The sequence below is a fragment of the Sphingobacterium sp. UBA7625 genome, from assembly GCF_002484085.1.
Lineage (GTDB): Bacteria > Bacteroidota > Bacteroidia > Sphingobacteriales > Sphingobacteriaceae > Sphingobacterium > Sphingobacterium athyrii.
Genome location: NZ_DLJD01000051.1, coordinates 71,290 through 92,706, shown reverse-complemented (window position 1 = coordinate 92,706; position 21,417 = coordinate 71,290). Strand labels below are relative to the sequence as shown.

Annotated in this window: 18 protein-coding genes; 10 read left to right on the top strand and 8 right to left on the bottom strand. The window is 41.0% G+C overall.

Annotated features, from left to right (window positions below; translation table 11 throughout):
* Positions 1-38 precede the first annotated feature (38 nt).
* On the bottom strand, positions 39-797 hold the full coding sequence (sufC, locus tag B4G94_RS20605) for a Fe-S cluster assembly ATPase SufC (RefSeq protein WP_108635099.1): 759 nt from the start codon (positions 795-797) through the stop codon (positions 39-41).
* Between the two features lie 63 nt (positions 798-860).
* On the bottom strand, positions 861-2,312 hold the full coding sequence (sufB, locus tag B4G94_RS20600; protein ID WP_104383565.1) for a Fe-S cluster assembly protein SufB: 1,452 nt from the start codon (positions 2,310-2,312) through the stop codon (positions 861-863).
* 332 nt (positions 2,313-2,644) lie between these two features.
* On the opposite strand from sufB, the gene B4G94_RS20595 reads away from it, so the two are divergent.
* Both B4G94_RS20595 and B4G94_RS20590 read left to right on the top strand, forming a co-directional pair.
* Positions 2,645-3,115 (top strand): Lrp/AsnC family transcriptional regulator, encoded by a 471-nt coding sequence (locus B4G94_RS20595; protein WP_028071042.1) that lies wholly within the window; start codon positions 2,645-2,647, stop codon positions 3,113-3,115.
* A gap of 11 nt (positions 3,116-3,126) precedes the next feature.
* Positions 3,127-4,200 (top strand): DUF6695 family protein, encoded by a 1,074-nt coding sequence (locus B4G94_RS20590; protein ID WP_286861582.1) that lies wholly within the window; start codon positions 3,127-3,129, stop codon positions 4,198-4,200.
* Here B4G94_RS20590 and ung read toward each other — a convergent pair.
* Positions 4,197-4,871, bottom strand: a complete 675-nt coding sequence (gene ung / locus B4G94_RS20585; RefSeq protein WP_286861579.1) for a uracil-DNA glycosylase — start codon at positions 4,869-4,871, stop codon at positions 4,197-4,199. The two genes, B4G94_RS20590 and ung, sit on opposite strands and share 4 nt — an antisense overlap.
* A 231-nt stretch (positions 4,872-5,102) precedes the next feature.
* Here ung and B4G94_RS20580 point away from each other — a divergent pair, with 231 nt between their 5' ends.
* Positions 5,103-5,642: a tetratricopeptide repeat protein gene (locus tag B4G94_RS20580; protein ID WP_108634647.1), complete on the top strand. Its 540-nt coding sequence runs from the start codon at positions 5,103-5,105 to the stop codon at positions 5,640-5,642.
* 81 nt (positions 5,643-5,723) lie between these two features.
* Here the strand turns inward: B4G94_RS20580 and B4G94_RS20575 are convergent, their stop codons facing one another.
* Positions 5,724-6,191, bottom strand: coding sequence for a hypothetical protein (locus tag B4G94_RS20575; RefSeq protein ID WP_286861576.1), 468 nt, complete (start codon positions 6,189-6,191; stop codon positions 5,724-5,726).
* A gap of 67 nt (positions 6,192-6,258) precedes the next feature.
* Positions 6,259-6,741 carry a DUF4293 domain-containing protein gene (locus B4G94_RS20570; RefSeq protein WP_286861574.1) on the bottom strand — a complete coding sequence of 161 codons (483 nt, stop codon included), beginning with the start codon at positions 6,739-6,741 and terminating at the stop codon, positions 6,259-6,261.
* 283 nt (positions 6,742-7,024) lie between these two features.
* On the opposite strand from B4G94_RS20570, the gene B4G94_RS20565 reads away from it, so the two are divergent.
* Entirely contained in the window at positions 7,025-7,543 is a 519-nt protein-coding gene (locus B4G94_RS20565) for a hypothetical protein (RefSeq protein ID WP_286861572.1), read from the top strand.
* A 3-nt stretch (positions 7,544-7,546) separates the two neighbouring features.
* Here B4G94_RS20565 and B4G94_RS20560 read toward each other — a convergent pair whose 3' ends face one another.
* From B4G94_RS20560 to B4G94_RS20550, 3 genes are all read right to left on the bottom strand, one after another.
* Entirely contained in the window at positions 7,547-9,310 is a 1,764-nt protein-coding gene (locus tag B4G94_RS20560) for an ABC transporter ATP-binding protein (RefSeq protein ID WP_286861569.1), read from the bottom strand.
* A gap of 7 nt (positions 9,311-9,317) precedes the next feature.
* Positions 9,318-10,073, bottom strand: coding sequence for a tRNA pseudouridine(38-40) synthase TruA (gene truA / locus B4G94_RS20555; RefSeq protein WP_165309365.1), 756 nt, complete (start codon positions 10,071-10,073; stop codon positions 9,318-9,320).
* 225 nt (positions 10,074-10,298) lie between these two features.
* Positions 10,299-11,600 carry a UDP-N-acetylmuramoyl-tripeptide--D-alanyl-D-alanine ligase gene (locus tag B4G94_RS20550; RefSeq protein ID WP_286861565.1) on the bottom strand — a complete coding sequence of 434 codons (1,302 nt, stop codon included), beginning with the start codon at positions 11,598-11,600 and terminating at the stop codon, positions 10,299-10,301.
* Between the two features lie 571 nt (positions 11,601-12,171).
* Between B4G94_RS20550 and B4G94_RS20545 the strand changes: the two genes are divergently transcribed.
* Genes B4G94_RS20545 through uxaC form a run of 6 tightly spaced genes read left to right on the top strand, consistent with a single transcriptional unit; the run spans position 12,172 to position 21,414 of the window.
* Positions 12,172-13,842, top strand: a complete 1,671-nt coding sequence (locus tag B4G94_RS20545; RefSeq protein WP_313533155.1) for a glycoside hydrolase family 28 protein — start codon at positions 12,172-12,174, stop codon at positions 13,840-13,842.
* 7 nt (positions 13,843-13,849) lie between these two features.
* Positions 13,850-15,766, top strand: a complete 1,917-nt coding sequence (locus B4G94_RS20540) for a glycoside hydrolase family 88 protein (RefSeq protein WP_286861562.1) — start codon at positions 13,850-13,852, stop codon at positions 15,764-15,766.
* 4 nt (positions 15,767-15,770) lie between these two features.
* Complete coding sequence (gene pelA / locus B4G94_RS20535) at positions 15,771-16,808, top strand: pectate lyase (protein WP_286861559.1); 1,038 nt, start codon at positions 15,771-15,773, stop codon at positions 16,806-16,808.
* Between the two features lie 14 nt (positions 16,809-16,822).
* Positions 16,823-18,340, top strand: coding sequence for a tagaturonate reductase (locus B4G94_RS20530; protein ID WP_286861556.1), 1,518 nt, complete (start codon positions 16,823-16,825; stop codon positions 18,338-18,340).
* Positions 18,341-18,352: 12 nt separating this feature from the next.
* The gene (locus B4G94_RS20525) at positions 18,353-19,999 is read left to right on the top strand and encodes a UxaA family hydrolase (RefSeq protein ID WP_108634635.1); all 1,647 of its coding nucleotides are present in this window, start codon (positions 18,353-18,355) and stop codon (positions 19,997-19,999) included.
* 14 nt (positions 20,000-20,013) lie between these two features.
* Positions 20,014-21,414: a glucuronate isomerase gene (uxaC, locus tag B4G94_RS20520; RefSeq protein WP_286861553.1), complete on the top strand. Its 1,401-nt coding sequence runs from the start codon at positions 20,014-20,016 to the stop codon at positions 21,412-21,414.
* The last annotated feature ends 3 nt before the right edge of the window (positions 21,415-21,417 follow it).

Genomic DNA, 21,417 nt, shown 5'->3' with positions numbered 1-21,417 from the left:
AAAATTCTCTTCCACTCCTATTTTATCGGTGTAAAAGATTAGGCGTTTTGTGTATCATATTCTTTTAACCAATCGTATCCCTTTTCTTCGAGCTCCAAAGCCAATTCTTTAGGCCCCGATTTCACGATACGGCCATTGTACAAGACGTGAACAAAATCTGGAACGATGTAATCCAACAGACGCTGGTAGTGTGTGATGACAATAAAGGCATTGTCTTTGGAACGCAACTGATTCACACCATTTGCAACAATACGAAGTGCATCGATATCCAAACCTGAATCTGTTTCATCCAAAATTGATAATTTAGGATTCAACATCGCCAGCTGAAAAATCTCGTTACGTTTTTTCTCACCACCGGAGAACCCTTCGTTCAAAGAACGATTCGCTAAATTGGCCGAAAACTCAACCAGCTTTTGCTTATCCTTTACCATCTGTAAGAATTCTTTGGCTTCCATTGGAGGCAAACCTTTATATTCACGAATATCATTCACTGCTGTTTTCAGAAAATTGATATTCGATACACCCGGGATTTCAACAGGATATTGAAACGCCAGGAACAGTCCCTCACGAGCACGATCCTCCGGAGAAAGATCCAATAAATCCACGCCATCCAAAAAAGCAGAACCTTCATTCACTTCGTATGATTCACGTCCGGCCAAAACATTACCTAAGGTACTCTTTCCAGCTCCATTAGGTCCCATAATAGCGTGGATTTCCCCTGCTTTAACTTCCAGGTTTAATCCCTTTAATATTTGTTTGTCTTCTACAGACGCATGTAAATTTTTAATGCTTAACATTTTATTCTTATTGAGTATTGAACGATACGCCAGCATTAGCTAGCTTGCTCAATTATTTATTATCTATCCTACTGAACCTTCTAAAGAAATCGCCAATAATTTTTGTGCTTCCACAGCAAATTCCATTGGCAACTGATTTAACACCTCTTTAGCGTAACCATTAACAATTAACCCAACCGCTTTTTCGGAATCAATACCACGTTGGTTCAGATAAAAGACTTGATCTTCACCAATTTTTGACGTAGTTGCTTCGTGCTCCAATTTTGCTGTCTTATTCCGGTTTTCGATATATGGGAAAGTATGTGCACCACATCTATCACCGATCAATAAGGAATCACATTGGGTAAAGTTTCGAGAATTATCTGCATTAGGTCCGATTTTCACCAAACCTCTGTAGCTATTATGGCTTTTTCCAGCAGAAATTCCTTTTGAAACAATTTTAGACTTCGTGTTTTTACCTAAGTGGATCATTTTTGTCCCAGTATCAGCAACTTGGTAGTTACGGGTCATTGCAACCGAATAAAATTCACCGATTGAATTATCTCCTTTTAGGATTACCCCTGGATACTTCCAGGTAATTGCAGATCCAGTCTCTACCTGTGTCCATGAAATCTTGCTATTATCACCTCTACAGATCCCGCGTTTCGTTACAAAGTTAAAAATACCACCTTTACCGTCTTTGTCACCGGGATACCAGTTCTGCACAGTAGAGTATTTAATTTCTGCATCGCGTTCAGCAATCAGTTCCACTACAGCAGCGTGTAATTGATTCTCATCACGCATCGGCGCAGTACAGCCTTCCAGATACGACACGTAGGCCCCTTCATCCGCAACGATTAAGGTACGTTCGAACTGACCTGTATTTTGTGCGTTAATACGGAAATAAGTTGACAACTCCATCGGACATTTCACGCCCTTTGGAACATAAACAAATGATCCATCCGAAAACACGGCAGAGTTTAACGCAGCATAAATATTATCTGTTTGAGGAACCACTGTTCCCAAATATTTCTTTACGAGATCAGGATGTTCTTGTACGGCTTCGCCAAATGAACAAAAGATTACCCCTTGTTCCTTTAGCTTCTCACGGAACGTTGTCTTTACCGATACCGAATCAAAGACCGCATCAACAGCTACCACACCGGCCAAAATCTTTTGCTCATCCAAAGGAATACCCAACTTTTCAAATGTAGCAATCAATTCAGGATCAACTTCGTCCATAGAATTCAATTGCGGTTTTGCCTTTGGGGCAGCATAATAAGATAGATCTTGAAAATCAATCTCTGGAGCTCTGAAATTTTGCCAAGTAGGCATCTTTAACGTCAAGAAATGACGAAAAGCTTTCAATCTCCACTCCAATAACCATTCAGGCTCATTCTTTTTTGCCGAAATAAAACGAACCGTCTCCTCTGTAAGGCCTTTGGCTGCGATTTCCATTTCGATATCTGTCGTGAACCCGTATTTATATTCTTCGAGCTCCAGCTCTTTTAATAAATCGTCGTCTTTAGTACTCATATTTCGCTCTCACGGTTTAACTAATTCGGGAGGGGTCTAACCTCCGCACCTATCGAACTGCAAAGTTACAATTTCAAAGCCAATAAAATACATTTTATGTATTCTCAAACAGGTATTTTTAATAAAAAAATGACATTTATCATTTCATTTCATTGAAATGCGCACATTTCAAACGATTATGACAGTCAAATGATTTTAAATCAATAAAAATTATAACAAAACCCTAATCATATAAATAAAATCTATTTATCATCAATAATTTTGTTTATTTTTAAATTTCCAAATATAATTTTGTATATTTACAAATACTATTGATTATTAAGACTTAAGATATGCCGTTTGCACCAGACAAAACAGATTTAAAAATTCTTAAACTATTACAAGAGAATGGCCGTATTACCAATTTGCAATTAGCATCCAGTATCGGGCTCTCTCCTGCACCGACTTTAGAACGTGTAAGAAAACTTGAGAATTCGGGCTTTATCAAGAGTTATCATGCTTTTGTTGACGAAGAAAAATTAGGACTAGGCATAAAATCCTTTATACAGATCTCGCTGGATTTCCACACACACAATGCAATTCCAGAATTTGTCGCTGCCGTAAAAATGATCCCGGAGGTAACAGAGTGCCACCATGTCACCGGTAATTGCGATTTTATTCTCAAGGTCTACGTAAAAGACATAAAAGCCTATGAAGGTGTTATCATGGAAAAGATTGCCAAAATTCCTTTTGTAAAGACATTCCAAACTATGATGATTATGTCCACAAGCAAAAAGGAACCGATCATTCCATTGGAATACTAAAAGAAAAGCCTATGAAAACATCATCCCAATATCAGGATCTCGCAATGATCCTTGCTTGGCCTGATGCTACGATCCGCGGTGACGAAGCATGGATGATGTTTTTCAAGAAAATAGGCCTTGTTAAAAACCTAAACTTTAAAGTCGGCCACACAGGCATTGTCCTGATCGAACGCGATACAGGCAGACTTTGTTTCTACGATTTTGGCCGATATATTGCCCCAAGAGGATACGGAAGAGCACGTTCAGAAGATTCTGATCCAAAACTAACGATTAAACTTAAAGCACAAATTGAGCGAAACCACATCCTAAACCTGCCGGAAATTGTCCGGTATTTTGAAGAGATGAAAGATGCCATGCAGGGCGTCGGCGATCTTTATTTTTCCATTGTCCAAAAAATAGATTTTTATCGTGCAAAAGCTTTTGCTGATCAATGGGTACACCGGGGATCATACCCCTATGGCGCCGTAGCGTACAATAACAATAATTGCTCCCGATTTATTGTAAGACTCCTTATCCACGCCTCCAAAAAGTTTCATTTTTGGCATCCGATCAATTTTCCGGAAACCATAAAGGCAAGCCCAATGAGCAATATAGTCAACTCTTGCTCCGACGGGTCAATCTATAAATATACCACATCAGGCGGCCTGCAACGTATAAAAATGGGACGATTCACATCATTGTTATTTCTCCTTAAAAAACTAAGGAGTAATATCTCTGCTCGTTGCGCTGGAACGTTACCCGAAGATACTACAATTGGTGGAATGCTGCAGAAAGATAAGCCCTGCCACCTCCCAGCCAGCGCACAGTACCTAGGCGGTGTCGGCGAGGGGGCCTGGTTCCAAATAGACCCCATTAGTGCGAATCGGGTGATTATACATAGATTCACGCAACAAGGAGAGCATGAATACAGTGTTCTAGGGGAAACGAGCCAGCCCATAGATTTTGAAAGCTCCTATCAGATCACCTACGACAGCCATTTTCTATTCAGTCATCTACGACAAAATAAGAATACCATTCGAATCGAACATATCCATGTTTTGGCAATTGGAGAAACCGGTGTTACTGCCCATGACAAATACGCTTAGACCAAACGCCAATCAATAGGAGTCTTACCATGCTCCACCAAATATTGATTTGCCTTTGAAAAGTGTCTGCTTCCAAAAAACCCCCTGTAAACAGAAAGCGGCGATGGGTGCACAGCTGTCAAAATAAGATGCTTACGCGCGTCGATCAATACACTTTTCTTTTGTGCGTAGCTACCCCAAAGCAGAAAGACCACATGCTCACATCGTTCGGAAATAGCATGTATAATACTGTCTGTAAAAACTTCCCAGCCTCTTTTCTGGTGCGAACCGGCCAAATGCGCCTGCACAGTCAGCGTTGCATTAAGCAACAATACGCCCTGCTTGGCCCAAGACGTCAGATCCCCTGATCGAGGTTCTACAAATCCATCAATATCGTCCTGTAATTCCTTAAAAATATTCTTTAAAGAAGGCGGCAATACAATCCCCTCTGGCACAGAAAAAGACAAACCATGTGCCTGACCATCATTGTGATACGGGTCCTGCCCGAGAATAACAACTTTAACATGTTGGAGCGGTGTCAGTTTAAAAGCATTCATCACCAGATCAGCAGGCGGAAACACCTTAGTCCGTTGACGTTCCGCCTGTACAAAGGCAGACAATTGTTTCATATAAGGCTGACTGAACAAAGGTTTCAATACTGCTGCCCAAGAATCATGATATAGCTTTTCCATAAACCAAACTTAGAAAAAGTTGTATGTAATGGCAAATTTATTCCCCGGTCGCTGTTCATAAAGCACTTACGATAGCGGCACAGTTATCTGCCATAAGATCATTTTGACGATCGGTATGAGCATGAAATGTATAATTTTACAAAATAACCACTTGAACAAGTTGCTTAAACGACGAAATTAACGGATATTTGCAGAATTAAATTGAACACAAATATTTTTAAACAAAGATTTATGTCAAATCTCGTTAGAATCATCATTTGCAGTGCATTGCTGATTGGGACAGTTGCTTTATTTTGGACCGGAAATTGGGGATGGGGAATACTAGGCATCTTGATCACAATTCTTGGTTTTGTCACTGTATTTTTTCATGAATACATGCTTATCGCGCAATGGTATATGCGCAAACAAGATATGGCTGCTGCCGAAAAATGGTTAAAGAAAATCACGAATTATGAAAAACAATTAATTCCGCAACAACATGGTTACTACAACATGTTAATCGGATTGATCGAATCTCAACGCGCTCCAATGCAATCTGAAAAGTATTTCAAAAAAGCGCTGGCACTCGGACTTCATATGGATCATAATATCGCGTTGGCAAAATTAAGTTTAGCGGGTGTAGCAATGGCAAAACGTAATAAACGTGAAGCGGAAAAATTACTTCAAGAAGCTAAAAAAGCAGATAAAAATAAACTGTTAGCTGATCAAATAAAAATGATGAAAGATCAGATGGGCATGTTAGACAAACAACAGATCCGCTACAATCGATAAGAAATAAATTTCAAAAAGCTAAAAAAGCGCTGGAATCTTAAAAGATTCCAGCGCTTTTTCTATTTATGTAAGTCCGATCAACTATTTATTCAGCAAGATGGGGACTTCCAAAAATTTACCTTCCTCCTCGCTACTTTCAAAAACAAGTTTGATACTAACGGGTTTATCGGTCTTCTTCCAGTCTTTCACAATTACCTGGATATCCACAGGTTTATCCTCCTCAAGCAGATAATGCAAATAGTTCTGTTTATCTTCAAAGTTGATCCGGACATTTCCCATCTGAATTGAAGAGAAAAAATGCGGCTGCTTCTTTTGATCCAGAATCTGTGTGGAGAAAGTATTCATTTTATACTCCCGGGGATCTGTACTGTAGGATATTGCAAATAAATTAATAATCAACTCATTTTTTGCCTTATCCACATGAAACTCTTTTAAATCAAATTGGATATCATCAACCACCAATAATGAATCCGCAGATTGAGCTTGCACTGAGCCAGCAGTAAAACAGAGAAAAAGCAGGATGACAGCGCAATGGAAAATTTTAGTCATATATTATACTATTTAAAAAGCCACGCTAACCGTGGCTCCTATCTATTAAAAATCTATTGAAATCAAATTATGCACGCAACCGGTCGGCCGAGCGAATCAGTTTCTCATCCCTGCGTACTCCGCCCAATGCCAGCGCACAAAAAATAATTGATATTGGCAATAAAAAGAAACCAACCCCGATATTACCGGCTCCCAAAAACTGACCGACGGTAGCAAGATGTGTGCTCGCGGATGAATAAAGCCAGATGGCAAAAAATATAATTGCGACAATCTCCACCCATATCAATAAAAGCTGAACCTTACGTTGTCTAAATTTAAATATGGTGAAAATCGGAAGCAATCCCAATAGCGCTGCCACAATAGTCTGAAGGATATAACCAAAACCACCTTCATGGACCGGCTGCCCAGCAGTAACGCCATAAACACCTGTTACCTTCACATTTTTCCCCAAACCGACTAAATCACTGTAATTTACATAAGGGAATAAAAATAAGCCGAATATAATTAATCCTGCCACTAATAAATAAACAGTTTGGATACGTTGAATCATATTTTAATTTTTGTATGTCAACAAATATAATAAGCTTTCTTTCTATTTAGAAATCAGAACAATCGAAAGGGCTATTTTGTTGCAAATTTTGGAAGATAAAAAAACTCCCCTCCCGGCCACAGCACATTTGTATTCATGCTAAGTTTTCTTGGGAACCGTTAAAACGATCTTCTTTCAGCTCAATATTCGGACTTGGTCCCCGATTTCTTTTTAGCATGTTGATACAGGTTACCTCATGGAGTTCTTTTCAGAAAGCATTATCTTTGCACAAAAAAACAAGATCATGCTATATATATATGGTGCAACAGCGCATGCAAAGACTGCTGTAGATGTAGCCGAAGATTTGGACATCGAAATCGGAGGGCTTATTGACAAATCACTGCTGATCGAGGATGTATTCGATTATGAGGTCCAACTCCACCATCAGGTGAAAGATGCTGCAGAAAATTTCTTTGTTGCCGTTAAAAATCCGGGGCTACGCGAAAGGATAGTATCCGAAAATCCGGACTGGAATTTTCAGTCCTTAATTCACCCGAAAGCCTATGTCTCCAAAAGAGCTGAAATTGGTGAAGGATGTATTATTCTTCCCGGAGCAACAATAGCCCCCGATGTACAGATTGGCAACCATTGTATCATCTCAGGATCGGCAGTCATTGAAAGCAATACCATTATTGAAGATTTCGTAAACATTGGACCAAATGTTTCCATCGGTGCCAATGTACTGGTAGGCCGAGGCTCAGAAATCAAAGCTAACACCCATATCGAGGACGAAGAGACCATCTCCAAAGAGAGTGTCGTTTAAGGATTAAATTCCCGCCGAGTGAAACTGTAGATCATACAGCTTTTTGTAGTAACCCTCAAAAGACAAAAGCTCTTGGTGTGTTCCAATCTCTTTTATTTCCCCCTTGTCCAAAACAATGATCTTGTCCGCCTTTTGAATGGTGGACAAGCGGTGGGCAATGACAATGGATGTCCGTCCCCGCATTAAATTGTCGATCGCACTTTGGATCATTTCCTCAGTTTCGGTATCTACGGAGGAGGTAGCCTCGTCCAAGATCAGAATTCTAGGATCATGAACCAGCGCCCGAATAAAAGAAATTAATTGAGCCTGCCCGGCAGACAATGTTGCTCCTCTTTCCTTCACGTCGTAATCATACCCACCGGGAAGTCGCATAATAAAGTCATGTGCCCCAACTTCTTTGGCCGCTTCGATAACTTGTTCCCTCGAAATTGAGGGATCACCCAATGTAATATTATTGATGACAGTATCCGAGAAAAGAAACACATCCTGCAGCACCGTCGCAATGGTATTTCTCAAATAATCAAGATCGTAATCGCGAATATTTACACCGTCCAGGAGGATTTCACCTTTATTGATCTCGTAAAACCGACTAAGAATATTGATTGTGGACGATTTACCCGCACCTGTAGCACCCACCAAAGCCAATGTCTCGCCAGGTTGTACACTAAAATTGACATCTCTTAATACCCAACTTTCATCGTTATAAGCAAACCAAACATGCTTAAAAGTAATTTCTCCCTTAATATGGTCGGGCTTTAATGTACCCGAATTAGGAGTCATCTCATCGGTATCTAGGACTTCAAAAATGCGTTCAGCACTCACCATACCCATTTGAAGCGTATTAAACTTATCAATAAGCTCCCGAATAGGCCTAAAAATCATGTTGATATACATAATAAAGGCTACAACTACACCGGGTGAAATCACATCGCCCATAATCTGTTTGGCACCAAACCACACCAGCAAGCCTAAGGAAATTGCCATGATAATTTCCAAAACAGGAAAAAAGATAGAGAAATACCAGTTGGTACGGATATGTGCGTTCCGATGCTGTGCATTAATTTCTTTGAATTTATCCATTTCTTGCTTTTCACGCGCAAAATATTGGATAATACCGACTCCAGTAATATGCTCCTGTAAAAAGGTATTCAAATTAGACACCCATTTCCTAACATCGATAAAGGCAGCTTTCATAGCTTCTTTAAATACATAGGTTGCAGCAATCATCAAAGGCATTGGAATAAGTACGATTAACGTCAATTTCCAATCCGAATAGAACATAACGCCCAATATCACCGCCAACTGCAGAAGATCGCCAATAATCTGAATCAATCCTTCCGAGAAGATATTGGAAAGTGTTTCCAAGTCAGATATCGTCCTCGTAATCAACTTTCCCAAGGCGGTGCGGTCAAAATACTTAAGACGCAGCTGTACAATATGATTAAACACCTGAATGCGGATATCCCGGATAACAGACTGCCCCAGCGTATTTGTCATAAGGGTATGATAATAACGAATCAGGGTCTGCACCACGACCAATGCCAGCATGGCCATGAGCATATAGGACAATCCCGCTGTATCAAAATTTAGGATATAGTTATCTAGCGTATGCTGAATAAGCATCGGTAGCGCTGGGGCAACTGCCGCCAATAGTATCGTTAAAACCACGGATATCCAAAATGCGACATGATAAGGCCGCATATAGCGACTCATGCGCCGCAACAAATTGACATCATAGGTTTTACCTGTTATTTTATCTTGACTCACGTTAATATTATATATAAGGGTAAGCTACTTCTGTTAAATACAATCCATGCGCCGGGACGGATACCCCAGCCTTGCCGCGACTTTTGCTCTTAATCACTTCCTGCATAAAGGAAGCCGGTTTGTCCTTCAGTCCGATCTCCAGCGAAGTACCTACGATCGCACGGACCATGTTGCGCAAGAAACGATCCGCGGTGATATGAAATACCAGATCCTGTTCATTATGCCATAACCATTCTGCTCTACGAATATCACAAATATTTGTAAACACCTGCGTATGAGACTTGCTAAAACATTCAAAATCTTGCTTACCCAATAAAAATTGGGCAGCCTCGTTCATTTTGTCCACATCGGGGCGGTCACGCATGAAACAGGAATAAGGATAAATAAACGGATCTTTATGAAAATGAAGGTGGTACTCATAAGATCTATGCGTCGCATCAAATCGGGCATGAGCATCATCAGCAACTTCAATCAGCCTTTTAACCGCAACGTCAAAAGGTAATAATGCATTAAGTGAATGAATAAAACGGTCCGGCTTTGTTAATATTCCCACAGCAGCTGCATCAAAATGTGCGTACAACTGCTTCGCATGCACACCTGTGTCCGTCCGTCCCGCTCCAGTAGTCTCAATAGGTTCGCGCAACAATGTCGCCAATGCCCTATTCAATACTTCCTGTACCGAAATCGCATTGTTCTGAACCTGCCAACCATGATAAGATTGCCCAAAGTAGGCTATTTCTAAAAAAAAACGTCTTTTATCCATTATACGACACAAAGGTACATTTTTCAAAATGAGCTACATTTCCCCGAGGTATTATTTTGCTTATTTTGCCAATATTTAATCCTCACATGACAAAACTTATAACGCCTTTGGTTTTAACCTACAGGAATAAGGAAATTACTCAGGTCTACGTTGTTACCAAATTGGTCATGCAGACACCTTGAACCCATGTTGAGTCCACCTTTTTCAAGTGTACTTATGCTGAGCCTATAATATATCTATCAGATTTTCAAAAGCCATACCCCGCGAGGCTTTTAATAATACCGTAGCTCCGATAATCGGTCTTTCCTCCAGGGCGGCTTTCGCATCTAGGGTCGTTTCAAAAAACTCGGCGTCATCATTTTTATGTTCAAGAAATGCCTTTCCGACAAAAATCTTGCGATCAGCGAACATACTTCCTACGTTATCCACGATTTTCCTATGCTCATCAAAAGATTCAGCACCAAGTTCAAACATGTCCCCCAGAATAACCGCTTTCTTGTCGGCCTCAATAATTCGAACATTATCCAAAGCAGCGGCCATACTGGTAGCATTGGCATTATAATAATCACAAATTACCGTGTTGTGGGCCGTTTTCATGATCTGGGAGCGATTATTTGTTGGGGTATAGCCCGCAATACCGGAATTGATCTCCCGGGGCGAGATATCGAAATGCAAACCTACCGCTATCGCAGCCAAAAAGTTTTCTGTGTTGTATGAACCTGTAAGTTGCGTATCTATGATATAAGTCTGCGGATCTTCTTTCGTCCTCCACGAGATCTGTAACAACGGAGTCGCTTTCAACAACTTACCAATGACATCATTGGTTTCGGAAAACCCATAAGTCACAATTTCAGCTATTTGCCGTGCTGCAGCCATTTCTCTCAAATGCGGATTATCCGCCTGTAAAAAGAGTGTCCCCCGATGATCTTGCAACCAATCATACAGCTCACCCTTTGTTTTTTTAACACCTTCAAAAGAGCCAAATCCTTCCAGATGCGCCTTTCCGACATTGGAGATCAATCCATGTGTTGGTTCAGCAATTTCACACAAAAACGCTATTTCTCCCAAATGGTTGGCTCCCATCTCTATAATGGCGATTTCAATGGATGCATCAATAGCCAACAGTGTCAAAGGAACGCCGATATGGTTATTTAGATTCCCTTTTGTCGCATAAGCTTTATATTTCTGTGAGACAACGGAATACAATAATTCCTTTGTTGTTGTCTTTCCATTTGTTCCTGTTACACCGATAACGGGAATATTCAATTGTCTCCGATGATAATTTGCCAGCTCCTGCAATGTCTTCAATACATCGTCAACCAAGATATACTGTTCGCCTTTTTTATAAATTTCCTCATCAATAACAACATACTTCGCTCCGATCTCGAGCGCCTGTTCTGCAAATGTATTTCCATTAAAATTTGCGCCCTTCAGTGCAAAGAATATGCTATCCTTCTCAATCTTACGTGTATCTGTTGTAATATTTGGATACTGTTTATAAATCTGATATAACGATTGAATGTCCATGTTTAGAAATTTGATGAGCAAATATAACCATTCTGCCTGATTTCAAATCAACAGGGACGCACATCTCAAATAATTGGACTACAAACACAATCCCCGATAACGTTTGCGCATTTATTTTAACCAATTTTCTTTAACTAAGGCTTTAATATTGGTAATTTCATTGACCAATTAAACAGTTTGAAATGCGGACGATTATACTTTCACTTTTTTCACGTTCTTTCTGTCTTCTTGCTCCGGCAGCAAAAAGACAGGATCCGGGTATTGGGGAAGTTGGTTTCTGCGCTTTCCAAACCATACAGGTATCGAATAAAAATTCCCCATGTTTAGTAGAATATAGGAATAAACAGGTTGGCTCTATGTCACAAAATCGTGTCAAATGGGAACATCTTTTAATAGATGGAGCAGCTGATAGCCTTAATTCCCGGCTTGAATTCAAGGATTGGACACCAATCTTACATTTAATTGCTAAGTAATGACCGGTAACGATTGCATAAGTTTTTCATCTAAGTTAGGAACAAAGAATGTACAATTGCTTTTACAAATAACCATTTTTAAACCAAAAATGTAAAAAATGAATTCGTTTAAAAAGCACTATTCCCGTACATTGAAATCTGCGCTTGGATTGCTTCTCGTGCTACCACAGCTGTGTATGGCCCAAGAACCTGCCCGTCCTATTATACAACAAGTCGAATTTAAGAAAGACACGTTAAGTATTAGCAATTATGGCGCTAAAGGTGACGGTCAATTTCTTAATACGGCGTCAATCAACCAAACCATCCGCACATGTAGCGAACGCGGTGGCGGTGTGGTACTGGTCCCCGCCGGAATTTGGCTGACAGGGCCTATTGAAATGCAGAACAATGTAAACCTACATCTCAAACGAGACGCCGTCTTGCTTTTCACCAAGGACTTTGATCAATACAAGCTTGTTGAATCTAATTGGGAAGGTGAACCGGCTTGGCGCAATCAAAATCCAATATCTGGCAAGAACCTATATAATATTGCCATTACCGGCCATGGTATCATCGATGGCAATGGAGGTGCTTGGCGAATGGTCAAAAAAAGTAAATTAACGGCTTCACAATGGAAAAACCTAGTGGCATCCGGAGGTACAGTCGATCCCAAGAGTGAAATCTGGTATCCCTCAGCGAGTTCGCTGAAAGGTTCTCAAGAGAAGAAAGCAGGAGTAATTCGTCCGGGCACAACAATCGATGACTTCAAAGATGTCAAAGATTTCTTAAGGCCCAATCTTTTGGTATTTACAAACTGTAAAAAGGTATTATTGGAAGGAGTGACGATCCAAAACTCCCCTGCATGGAATGTACACCCTTTATTATGTGAAGATCTCACCTTACGTAAACTTTCGGTTCGTAATCCATGGTACGGTCAAAATGGCGATGGTGTGGACGTCGAATCTTGCAAGAATGTCCTAATTGAGGACTGTACATTTGATGTTGGTGACGACGGCATATGTATCAAGTCAGGCCGGGATAAAGCTGGCCGTGACCGTGGCAAGCCAACCGAAAATGTAATCATTCGCAATAATGTTGTTTATCACGCACATGGTGGATTTGTGATCGGAAGCGAGATGAGCGGTGGCGCCCGCAATATTTGGGTGGAAGACTGTTCATTTATCGGGACTGATATTGGACTTCGCTTCAAAACGACAAGAGGTCGCGGTGGAGTAGTAGAAAACATATTCATCAACAATATCAATATGATTGATATTCCCGGCGAGGCTATTCTATTTGACATGTATTATGCGGCAGTAGACCCCGTTCCACTGGCTGGAGAAAAAAGATCCTCCGTAAAAACAGTAACACTTCCGGTTACAGAAGAAACTCCGCAGTTTAAGAACTTCTATATCAAAAATATTGCAGCAAAAGGAGCATCAAAAGGAATTTTCCTACGTGGTCTTCCTGAAATGCATATTCAGAACATCTGGATTGAGCATGCAACATTGGAAGCAAATAAGGGTATAGAAATCATTGAAGCTTCTCAGATTAATTTAAAAAATATTGTATTAAAGACAACAGAAAACAATCCGTTGATCGCCATCAACAATAGCTCCGCGATAAAGCTAGATAATATCCAAGCATTGGATGCTCCAGAATTGTATATCGAGGTAGCAGGTGAGAAAAGCAGTGATATCCGGCTCTCAAAATCCAACACAAAGGCTGCCAAGACTGTCAGTCAATTTATAGCGGGAAGTACGAACAAATCCTTAACGATCAAAAATTAGGAACGTGATGAGAAAGTTATTTTTAATTCTTTTAAACCTTATAGCACTTGCTCCATTTTCAGGATTTGGCCAACAAAAGCCTTTTTCTGAGCAGATGGCCAATACTGTACTTGAACAGCTCTATCCGGATTCCCTATTCAACAGGACCGACAAATTTCCGAAATGGTCATATGACATGGGGGTTATTTTTGAAGGTCTCACAGATGTATGGCGCAATACGGCAGACGCTACCTATTTTAATTATATGCAGACCCGCATGGATGCTTATCTCAGCATTCCGGATTCCATTAAGAACTATGATGCGCAAGATTTCAATATCGACAATATCAAAAATGGTACGGCACTATTAACGCTTTACAAAGTGACCGGCAAAGAAAAATACCTTAAGGCCTGCCACCAATTATATGCACAGCTCCAAAAGCATCCGCGAACTAATGAAGGAGGCTTTTGGCATAAGAAAATCTATCCTTATCAAATGTGGCTGGATGGCTTATACATGGGACAACCTTTCTACGCGGAATATGCTAGCCTGATGAATATTCCTTCCGCCTTTGACGATATCGCCAACCAGTTTAGCTACATGGAAAAAAACGCCCGTGATGCGAAAACAGGCCTGCTGTATCATGGTTGGGATGAATCAAGAAAAGAACGCTGGTCTGATCCGAAAACAGGTTTGTCACCACACTTTTGGGCCAGGGGCATGGGCTGGTATGTCATGGCGCTTGTTGATGTATTGGACTATTTCCCGGAAGAGCATTCTCGTAGACAAGAACTCATTGCGATCTTAAACAGAACGTTATCGGCAATCGTCAAGTATCAAGATGCCAAAACAGGTGTTTGGTATGATATTGTGGATTTAGGCACCAGAAAAGAGAATTACCTCGAATCCTCGGCTTCAAGTATGTTTGTCTTTGCATTGGCAAAATCATTGCGCAAAGGCTATATCCCGGTTTCATTTCAAAAAAGTCTGGACCGGGGTTATCAAGGGCTTGTGAAGGAGTTCATTACTCCAGCAGGAGAAAATCGTGTGAACCTTAACAAAACGGTCCAAGTGTCTGGCTTAGGTGGAAAAAAATATCGCGACGGTAGCTTTGCGTATTATATGAGCGAACCCGTCATTACCAATGATCCCAAGGGAGTCGGTGCTTTTATCCTTGCAGCGTCAGAAGTTGAATTTGTGAATGAACAAAAGGGTAAGAAACGGCGTACTGTCACATTGGACAATTACTTCAACAACGAATATAAAAAGACAGCATCGGGGCAACTTAAACCCTATCATTATCTTTGGGATGGCGATGATAACAATGGATTTTCGCTGTTGGGTAGGATAATTGAAAAAAACGGGGGGCAATTAAATACATTAAAGACAGCTCCTACACGACAGAATCTCTCCAAATCCAACATCTATATAATCGTAGATCCCGATACAGAGAAAGAAACCGAAAATCCACATTTCATGAATGAAACCGATGCCCAGCAGATTGCACAATGGGTTGAACAGGGCGGTGTACTCGTTCTTTTATTAAATGATAGTGGCAATTGCGAAATCACCAAATTCAATACCCTCGCACAGAAGTTCGGCATCACATTTAATGAAGACAGTCGCAATCGTGTCAAAGGAAATGAATTCCAGACCGGGGCAGTTCATATCCCGAAAGGTAATACAGTATTTCCAAATACATCCAAAATATATGTCAAGGAGATTTCAACGTTACAAGTTAAAGCTCCTGCCCAAGTATTGATTCAAGAGAATGGTGATAACATCATTGCCACGGCGAAGTATGGAAAAGGGACCGTATTTGCAATCGGGGATCCATGGTTGTATAACGAATATACAGATGGAAGAAAACTGCCTCAGGAATATGAAAATTTTGCTGCGGCAAATGATTTAGTGCACTGGTTGTTCAAGCAGATCAAAAACTAGAACCATGAGAAAAATAGCCATCCTAAGTTTCATCGCGGTATCCGTGTTTCATCATCACTGCGCTGGACAGTCCTTGACTTCCAAAGATTCATTAGCAGAAAAGATGCTCATTTATCAACTACCAAATGGTGCATGGCCTAAACAGCTGGTCGACAAAAGTGTCGTTGACTACAAGCTGCCAATTACAAAAGAAATCCTGCAAAAGATTAAAAACACAGCTATTGACCATGCCACGCTCGACAACAATGCGACAACCCGGGAAATAAATGTATTGATCAAAGCTTTTAAGGATACCAAAAATCCGGCTTATCTGACCGCTGCGGAAAAAGGTATCGCATATATCTTATCGGCTCAATATGAGAATGGAGGCTTTCCACAATACTATCCGAATAAATCACTCTATAGAGCTGAAATAACCTACAACGATAATGCCATGATCAATGCCTTATTGGTGCTTTACAAAGTTGCCAATAAACAACAAGGCTTTGAATCTGTCAACCCTATGTTTGTGTCAAAAGCGCAAACAGCAGTGGAAAAAGGCATAGCCTGTATCCTGAAAACACAGGTCATGCAAGACGGAATAAGGAGTATTTGGGCTGCCCAATACGATCAGAATACTTTGGTGCCTGCTCAAGCCAGAAAATTTGAACCTGCTTCATTAAGTACGAGTGAATCCGTTGCCATCGTTCGGTTTCTGATGATGCAGCCTGCGACGCCAGCGATCCAGCAAGCTATCGAATCCGCAATACAATGGTTTCAGCAAAATGATATCGAAGGTTATCGTTTCGACCGCTTGCAAGATAAGGTGACCGGGGAGTATGAACGTAAGCTTGTGGCTGATAGTAGTTCAACAATTTGGGCACGATTCTATGATTTGGCTGACAACCGTCCGCTCTTTGGAGATCGCGACGATACCGTCAAATACAATTTTGAGGACGTATCCGAAGAGCGTAGAAATGGCTATGCCTGGTTCGGCAACTGGCCAGAGAAACTGATCGAAAAGGACTTTCCGAAATGGAAAAAACAACATAAAATTCAATAATAAATAGTTATCAGATGTTACTCGCACAACATACTATAAATACAATTGGTTCGGATCTGGTCAGTAAGCCAACCGAATCATCTTTCTCTTATCCAGAAAAGATTCTTCAATTCGGCACGGGCGTACTGCTCAGAGGCCTACCAGATTATTTTGTCCATAAAGCCAATCAACAAAACCTGTTCTGTGGCAGAGTCCTCGTTGTAAAATCAACAAGTTCAGCCGGTGCTGATGCTTTCGAACAGCAAAACAACCTATATACATTAGCTATTAAAGGTATAGAAGACGGTGAGGAAATTTCACATTACGAAATCAACAATTCGATTTCACGTGTGCTTTCGGCCAACCAAAATTGGTCAGAGATATTAAAAAGTGCCGAAAATCCCGATCTTGAAATTGTCTTTTCCAACACCACCGAAGTTGGCATTGTCATGAGTGAAGATACGATCAACGACGCACCACCAGCTTCATTTCCAGGTAAACTTTTGGCCATTTTATACCGGAGATTTGTTTACTTCAATGCAGATAAAAATAAAGGTTTAACCATTGTTCCAACCGAATTGATCACGGACAATGGAACTAAACTGAAATCAATAATAAGGGATCTTGCTGAGCTGAATAAGCTCCCGAAAGAGTTTTTGAACTGGCTTGATACCGCCAACGACTTTTGCAACACGCTGGTAGACCGTATCGTCCCCGGAGCACTGCCTCTAGCGGAATACACAAAAACCTGTGCCTTATTGGGCTACGAAGATCAATTGATGATTATGGCCGAACCCTTTCGCTTGTGGGCGATAGAAGCTATTTCTGAACGTGTGCAGCAACGTCTGTCCTTTGCCCTGGCGGATTCAAATGTATTGCTGGTTCCTTCCATTGAAAAATACAAGGAAATCAAACTGAGGCTCCTTAATGGAACACATACATTAAGCTGTGCCCTTGCTCTTCTTGCAGGTTTCAATACGGTAAAGGAGGCTATGCAAAATACAGCATTCAACCAATTTATACGTCTTTTAATGCAAGATGAAATTGGCCCGGCAATATTAAGTGACAGTATTTCCGTTGCGGACACCAACGATTTCTCGTCGAAAGTAATCGATCGCTTTGCTAATCCTCACCTAGAGCACAAATGGGAATCCATTGCCTTAAATTACAGCTCAAAAATGGCCATGCGCAATATCCCGCTGCTAAAAAAGTGGTATACAGCCCACAATGAAGCGCCACAACTGTTTGCACTTGGCTTTGCGGCTTATCTCTATCTATTAAAATCGAAACTGAACGGCGATCAGTATACGCAGGTGATCAATGGACGGACGATCGTACTTCAGGACGAATTGGCCCCAAGATTACATGCCGCCTGGACCAATCCAGATAAACTCGTCCATACCGTACTTTCGGATACGGATTTATGGGGAACCAATTTAACGGAATTTCCTCATTTTGAAGAAACAGTCAATCAGAAATTACAGCAGATCATTGAAGAAGGAGCATTAAAAGCGCTCGAAATTTCATCAGTTCTTGACAATAAAAAGGTATAAATAGCGCTACAGATGAAAAACAACGTATTAAAGATACATCCCAAAGACAATGTTTTGGTGGCCTTACAAGATCTCAAAAAAGGGGATGCGATCTCGTTTGAGGGCACGAATTATATTTTACAGGAAGATATTCCAGCTAAGCATAAATTTTTTATGCAAGATATGCACTTTGGTGACGAAATCCACATGTATGGTGTACTCGTCGGAAAGGCTCAATTTGATATTCCTCAGGGAAGCATCATGAATACAGACAACACCAAACATGCTGTGGAGCCTTATCATTTCAGACCTTCAAACTACCACTGGGAAAAGCCTGATGTTTCAAAGTTCGAAGGAAGAACTTTTAATGGTTATCTCCGCCCGGACGGCCGTGTTGGAACCGCAAATTACTGGTTATTTATCCCAACTGTATTCTGCGAGAACCGTAATCTTGATGTTATCAAAGAAGCATTATATAATGAGCTTGGCTATTCAGTCACTGCAAAATACAAGAACTTCACTCATCAGCTGTTAAAAGCCTATGAAAAAGGTGAAACGTTAGACCTGTCCTCACTAGACCAGCTTAACACGATTACCGAACAGTCTGACCGTGTATTCAAGCACGTGGATGGCATCAAATTTTTGAACCATCAGGGTGGTTGTGGCGGAATTCGACAAGATGCGGCCATCTTGAGTAAATTGCTTGCCGCCTACGCCGACCATCCGAATGTCGCAGGCATTACAGTATTGAGTCTAGGCTGCCAAAATTTACAGCTGAATGATCTAGTCAACGACATCAAGCTACGTAATCCAAATTTTGATAAACCTTTGTACTTGTTTGAACAGCAACAATCAAAAAGTGAGGAGCAATTGCTGAAGGAGGCGATACTGCAAACTTTTATTGGGCTGACAGAAATTAATAAACTCGGTAGACAGCCCGTGCCATTGAGCAAATTGACCTTAGGTGTAAAATGCGGTGGAAGTGATGGATTCAGCGGTATTTCAGCCAATCCTGCGGTAGGTTACACGGCCGACCTCCTGGTTGCTCTTGGCGGAAAAGTACTATTGGCCGAATTTCCGGAACTATGTGGGGCCGAGCAAAATCTAATAGACCGTACTATCGATCCAAAGGCCGCCAATAAATTTATTGACCTTATGACTGCCTACAGCAACGCCGCAGAGGCTGTGGGTTCGGGTTTTTATATGAACCCATCTCCAGGGAATATCCGTGATGGACTTATCACGGATGCTATAAAAAGTAATGGTGCCGCAAAAAAAGGTGGAACCTCACCCGTTGTGGATGTCCTGGACTATACCGAGGAAGCGACAAAGCCCGGTCTTAACTTGGTCTGTACACCCGGAAACGATGTGGAAGCAACAACTGGAAAAGCAGCGGCGGGGGCAACACTTATTCTGTTTACAACAGGCTTGGGTACCCCTACAGGTAATCCAATATGTCCGGTCATCAAAGTAGCGACAAATAATGTATTAGCCACCAAAATGGCCGACATCATCGATATTAATACTGGTCCAATTATAGACGGAGATAAATCTATCCAGGCCATGGGAGAGGATATTTTAGAATATTGTATCAAAGCAGCGAGTGGCGAAATAACACCTAAGGCTGTCCAATTAAATCAAGACGATTTCATACCTTGGAAAAGAGGTGTGAGTTTATAAAAATAGGATATTGTATGAAAGCTTTTTTAGACGACAACTTTTTATTAAACACAAAAACAGCCGAAGGGCTGTATCACAACTATTCGAAGCATTTGCCGATTATTGATTATCACAATCACTTGATTCCGGAACAGATTGCTAATAATGTCAAATTTGACAACATTAGTCAAGTGTGGCTGCATGGGGATCATTATAAATGGCGGGCCATGCGCGCCAATGGTATCAATGAACGCTATATTACGGGCGATGCTTCGGATGAAGAAAAATTTATCAAATGGGCAGAAACTGTTCCTTATACATTGCGCAACCCATTACACCACTGGACACACCTTGAATTGCAACGTTACTTTGGCATCACAGATTTGCTATCCCCGAAAACGGCGGCCAAGATATACGCCGATACAGGTGCCCTATTACAACAAGATAGCCATTCGGTTCGCGGGTTACTGAAAATGATGAATGTTGAGGTGGTTTGTACCACTGACGATCCGATCGATAGTCTCGAGTTTCACCAACAATTCGCCAAGGAGAAAGAATCGTTCAAGATGCTTCCCGCCTTTCGTCCTGATAAAGCCATGAACTCGGACGATATCATTGCGTTGAATCAATACATCGATAAACTGGAAGAGGTCAGCGATATTCAAATCAATAGTCTTGGAGATTACTTGAAGGCATTAAAAGCAAGACATGATTTCTTTGCTGCCAACGGATGCAAAGTGTCGGATCACGGCCTGGAGCAAATCTATGCAGAAGACTATACCGAACAGGAAATCGTGACGATCTTTGATAAGATTCGTACAAAAAAGGAAATCTCCTTGGCCGAAAATCTGAAATTCAAATCTGCAATGCTGATTTATTTTGCAGAATGGGATCATGAAAAAGGCTGGGTTCAACAATACCACTTAGGAGCATTACGCAACAATAATGCCCGTATGCATCGGTTGATCGGACCAGATACAGGCTGGGACTCCATTGGAGATTTTAGCCAGGCACGTGCATTGTCAAAATTTTTGAATAAATTAGACAATCAAGATAAGCTAACCAAGACAATCTTGTATAATCTCAATCCTGCGGACAATGAACTTATTGCGACTATGATCGGGAATTTCAACGATGGTTCTATCAAGGGAAAAATCCAGTTCGGCTCTGCCTGGTGGTTTTTAGACCAAAAAGATGGTATGACAAAGCAAATCAATACACTGTCGAATATGGGTTTATTAAGCCGTCTTGTTGGTATGTTGACCGACTCCAGAAGCTTCCTGTCTTTCCCGAGACATGAATATTTCAGAAGATTATTGTGTGACATCTTTGGGCAGGACATCGAAAAGGGAGAGATACCGAATGATATCGAATGGGTAGGGAAAATCATAACAGATATCAGCTACAATAACGCGAAAGAATATTTTGAATTTTAATGA

Excerpts from the sequence above, each read along its gene's own strand:
- sufC (WP_108635099.1), bottom strand. The coding sequence starts at position 797 with ATGTTAAGCATTAAAAATTTACATGCGTCTGTAGAAGACAAACAAATA.
- sufB (WP_104383565.1), bottom strand. The coding sequence starts at position 2,312 with ATGAGTACTAAAGACGACGATTTATTAAAAGAGCTGGAGCTCGAAGAA.
- B4G94_RS20595 (WP_028071042.1), top strand. The coding sequence starts at position 2,645 with ATGCCGTTTGCACCAGACAAAACAGATTTAAAAATTCTTAAACTATTA.
- B4G94_RS20590 (WP_286861582.1), top strand. The coding sequence starts at position 3,127 with ATGAAAACATCATCCCAATATCAGGATCTCGCAATGATCCTTGCTTGG.
- ung (WP_286861579.1), bottom strand. The coding sequence starts at position 4,871 with ATGGAAAAGCTATATCATGATTCTTGGGCAGCAGTATTGAAACCTTTG.
- B4G94_RS20580 (WP_108634647.1), top strand. The coding sequence starts at position 5,103 with ATGTCAAATCTCGTTAGAATCATCATTTGCAGTGCATTGCTGATTGGG.
- B4G94_RS20575 (WP_286861576.1), bottom strand. The coding sequence starts at position 6,191 with ATGACTAAAATTTTCCATTGCGCTGTCATCCTGCTTTTTCTCTGTTTT.
- B4G94_RS20570 (WP_286861574.1), bottom strand. The coding sequence starts at position 6,741 with ATGATTCAACGTATCCAAACTGTTTATTTATTAGTGGCAGGATTAATT.
- B4G94_RS20565 (WP_286861572.1), top strand. The coding sequence starts at position 7,025 with ATGCTATATATATATGGTGCAACAGCGCATGCAAAGACTGCTGTAGAT.
- truA (WP_165309365.1), bottom strand. The coding sequence starts at position 10,073 with ATGGATAAAAGACGTTTTTTTTTAGAAATAGCCTACTTTGGGCAATCT.
- B4G94_RS20550 (WP_286861565.1), bottom strand. The coding sequence starts at position 11,600 with ATGGACATTCAATCGTTATATCAGATTTATAAACAGTATCCAAATATT.
- B4G94_RS20545 (WP_313533155.1), top strand. The coding sequence starts at position 12,172 with ATGAATTCGTTTAAAAAGCACTATTCCCGTACATTGAAATCTGCGCTT.
- B4G94_RS20540 (WP_286861562.1), top strand. The coding sequence starts at position 13,850 with ATGAGAAAGTTATTTTTAATTCTTTTAAACCTTATAGCACTTGCTCCA.
- pelA (WP_286861559.1), top strand. The coding sequence starts at position 15,771 with ATGAGAAAAATAGCCATCCTAAGTTTCATCGCGGTATCCGTGTTTCAT.
- B4G94_RS20530 (WP_286861556.1), top strand. The coding sequence starts at position 16,823 with ATGTTACTCGCACAACATACTATAAATACAATTGGTTCGGATCTGGTC.
- B4G94_RS20525 (WP_108634635.1), top strand. The coding sequence starts at position 18,353 with ATGAAAAACAACGTATTAAAGATACATCCCAAAGACAATGTTTTGGTG.
- uxaC (WP_286861553.1), top strand. The coding sequence starts at position 20,014 with ATGAAAGCTTTTTTAGACGACAACTTTTTATTAAACACAAAAACAGCC.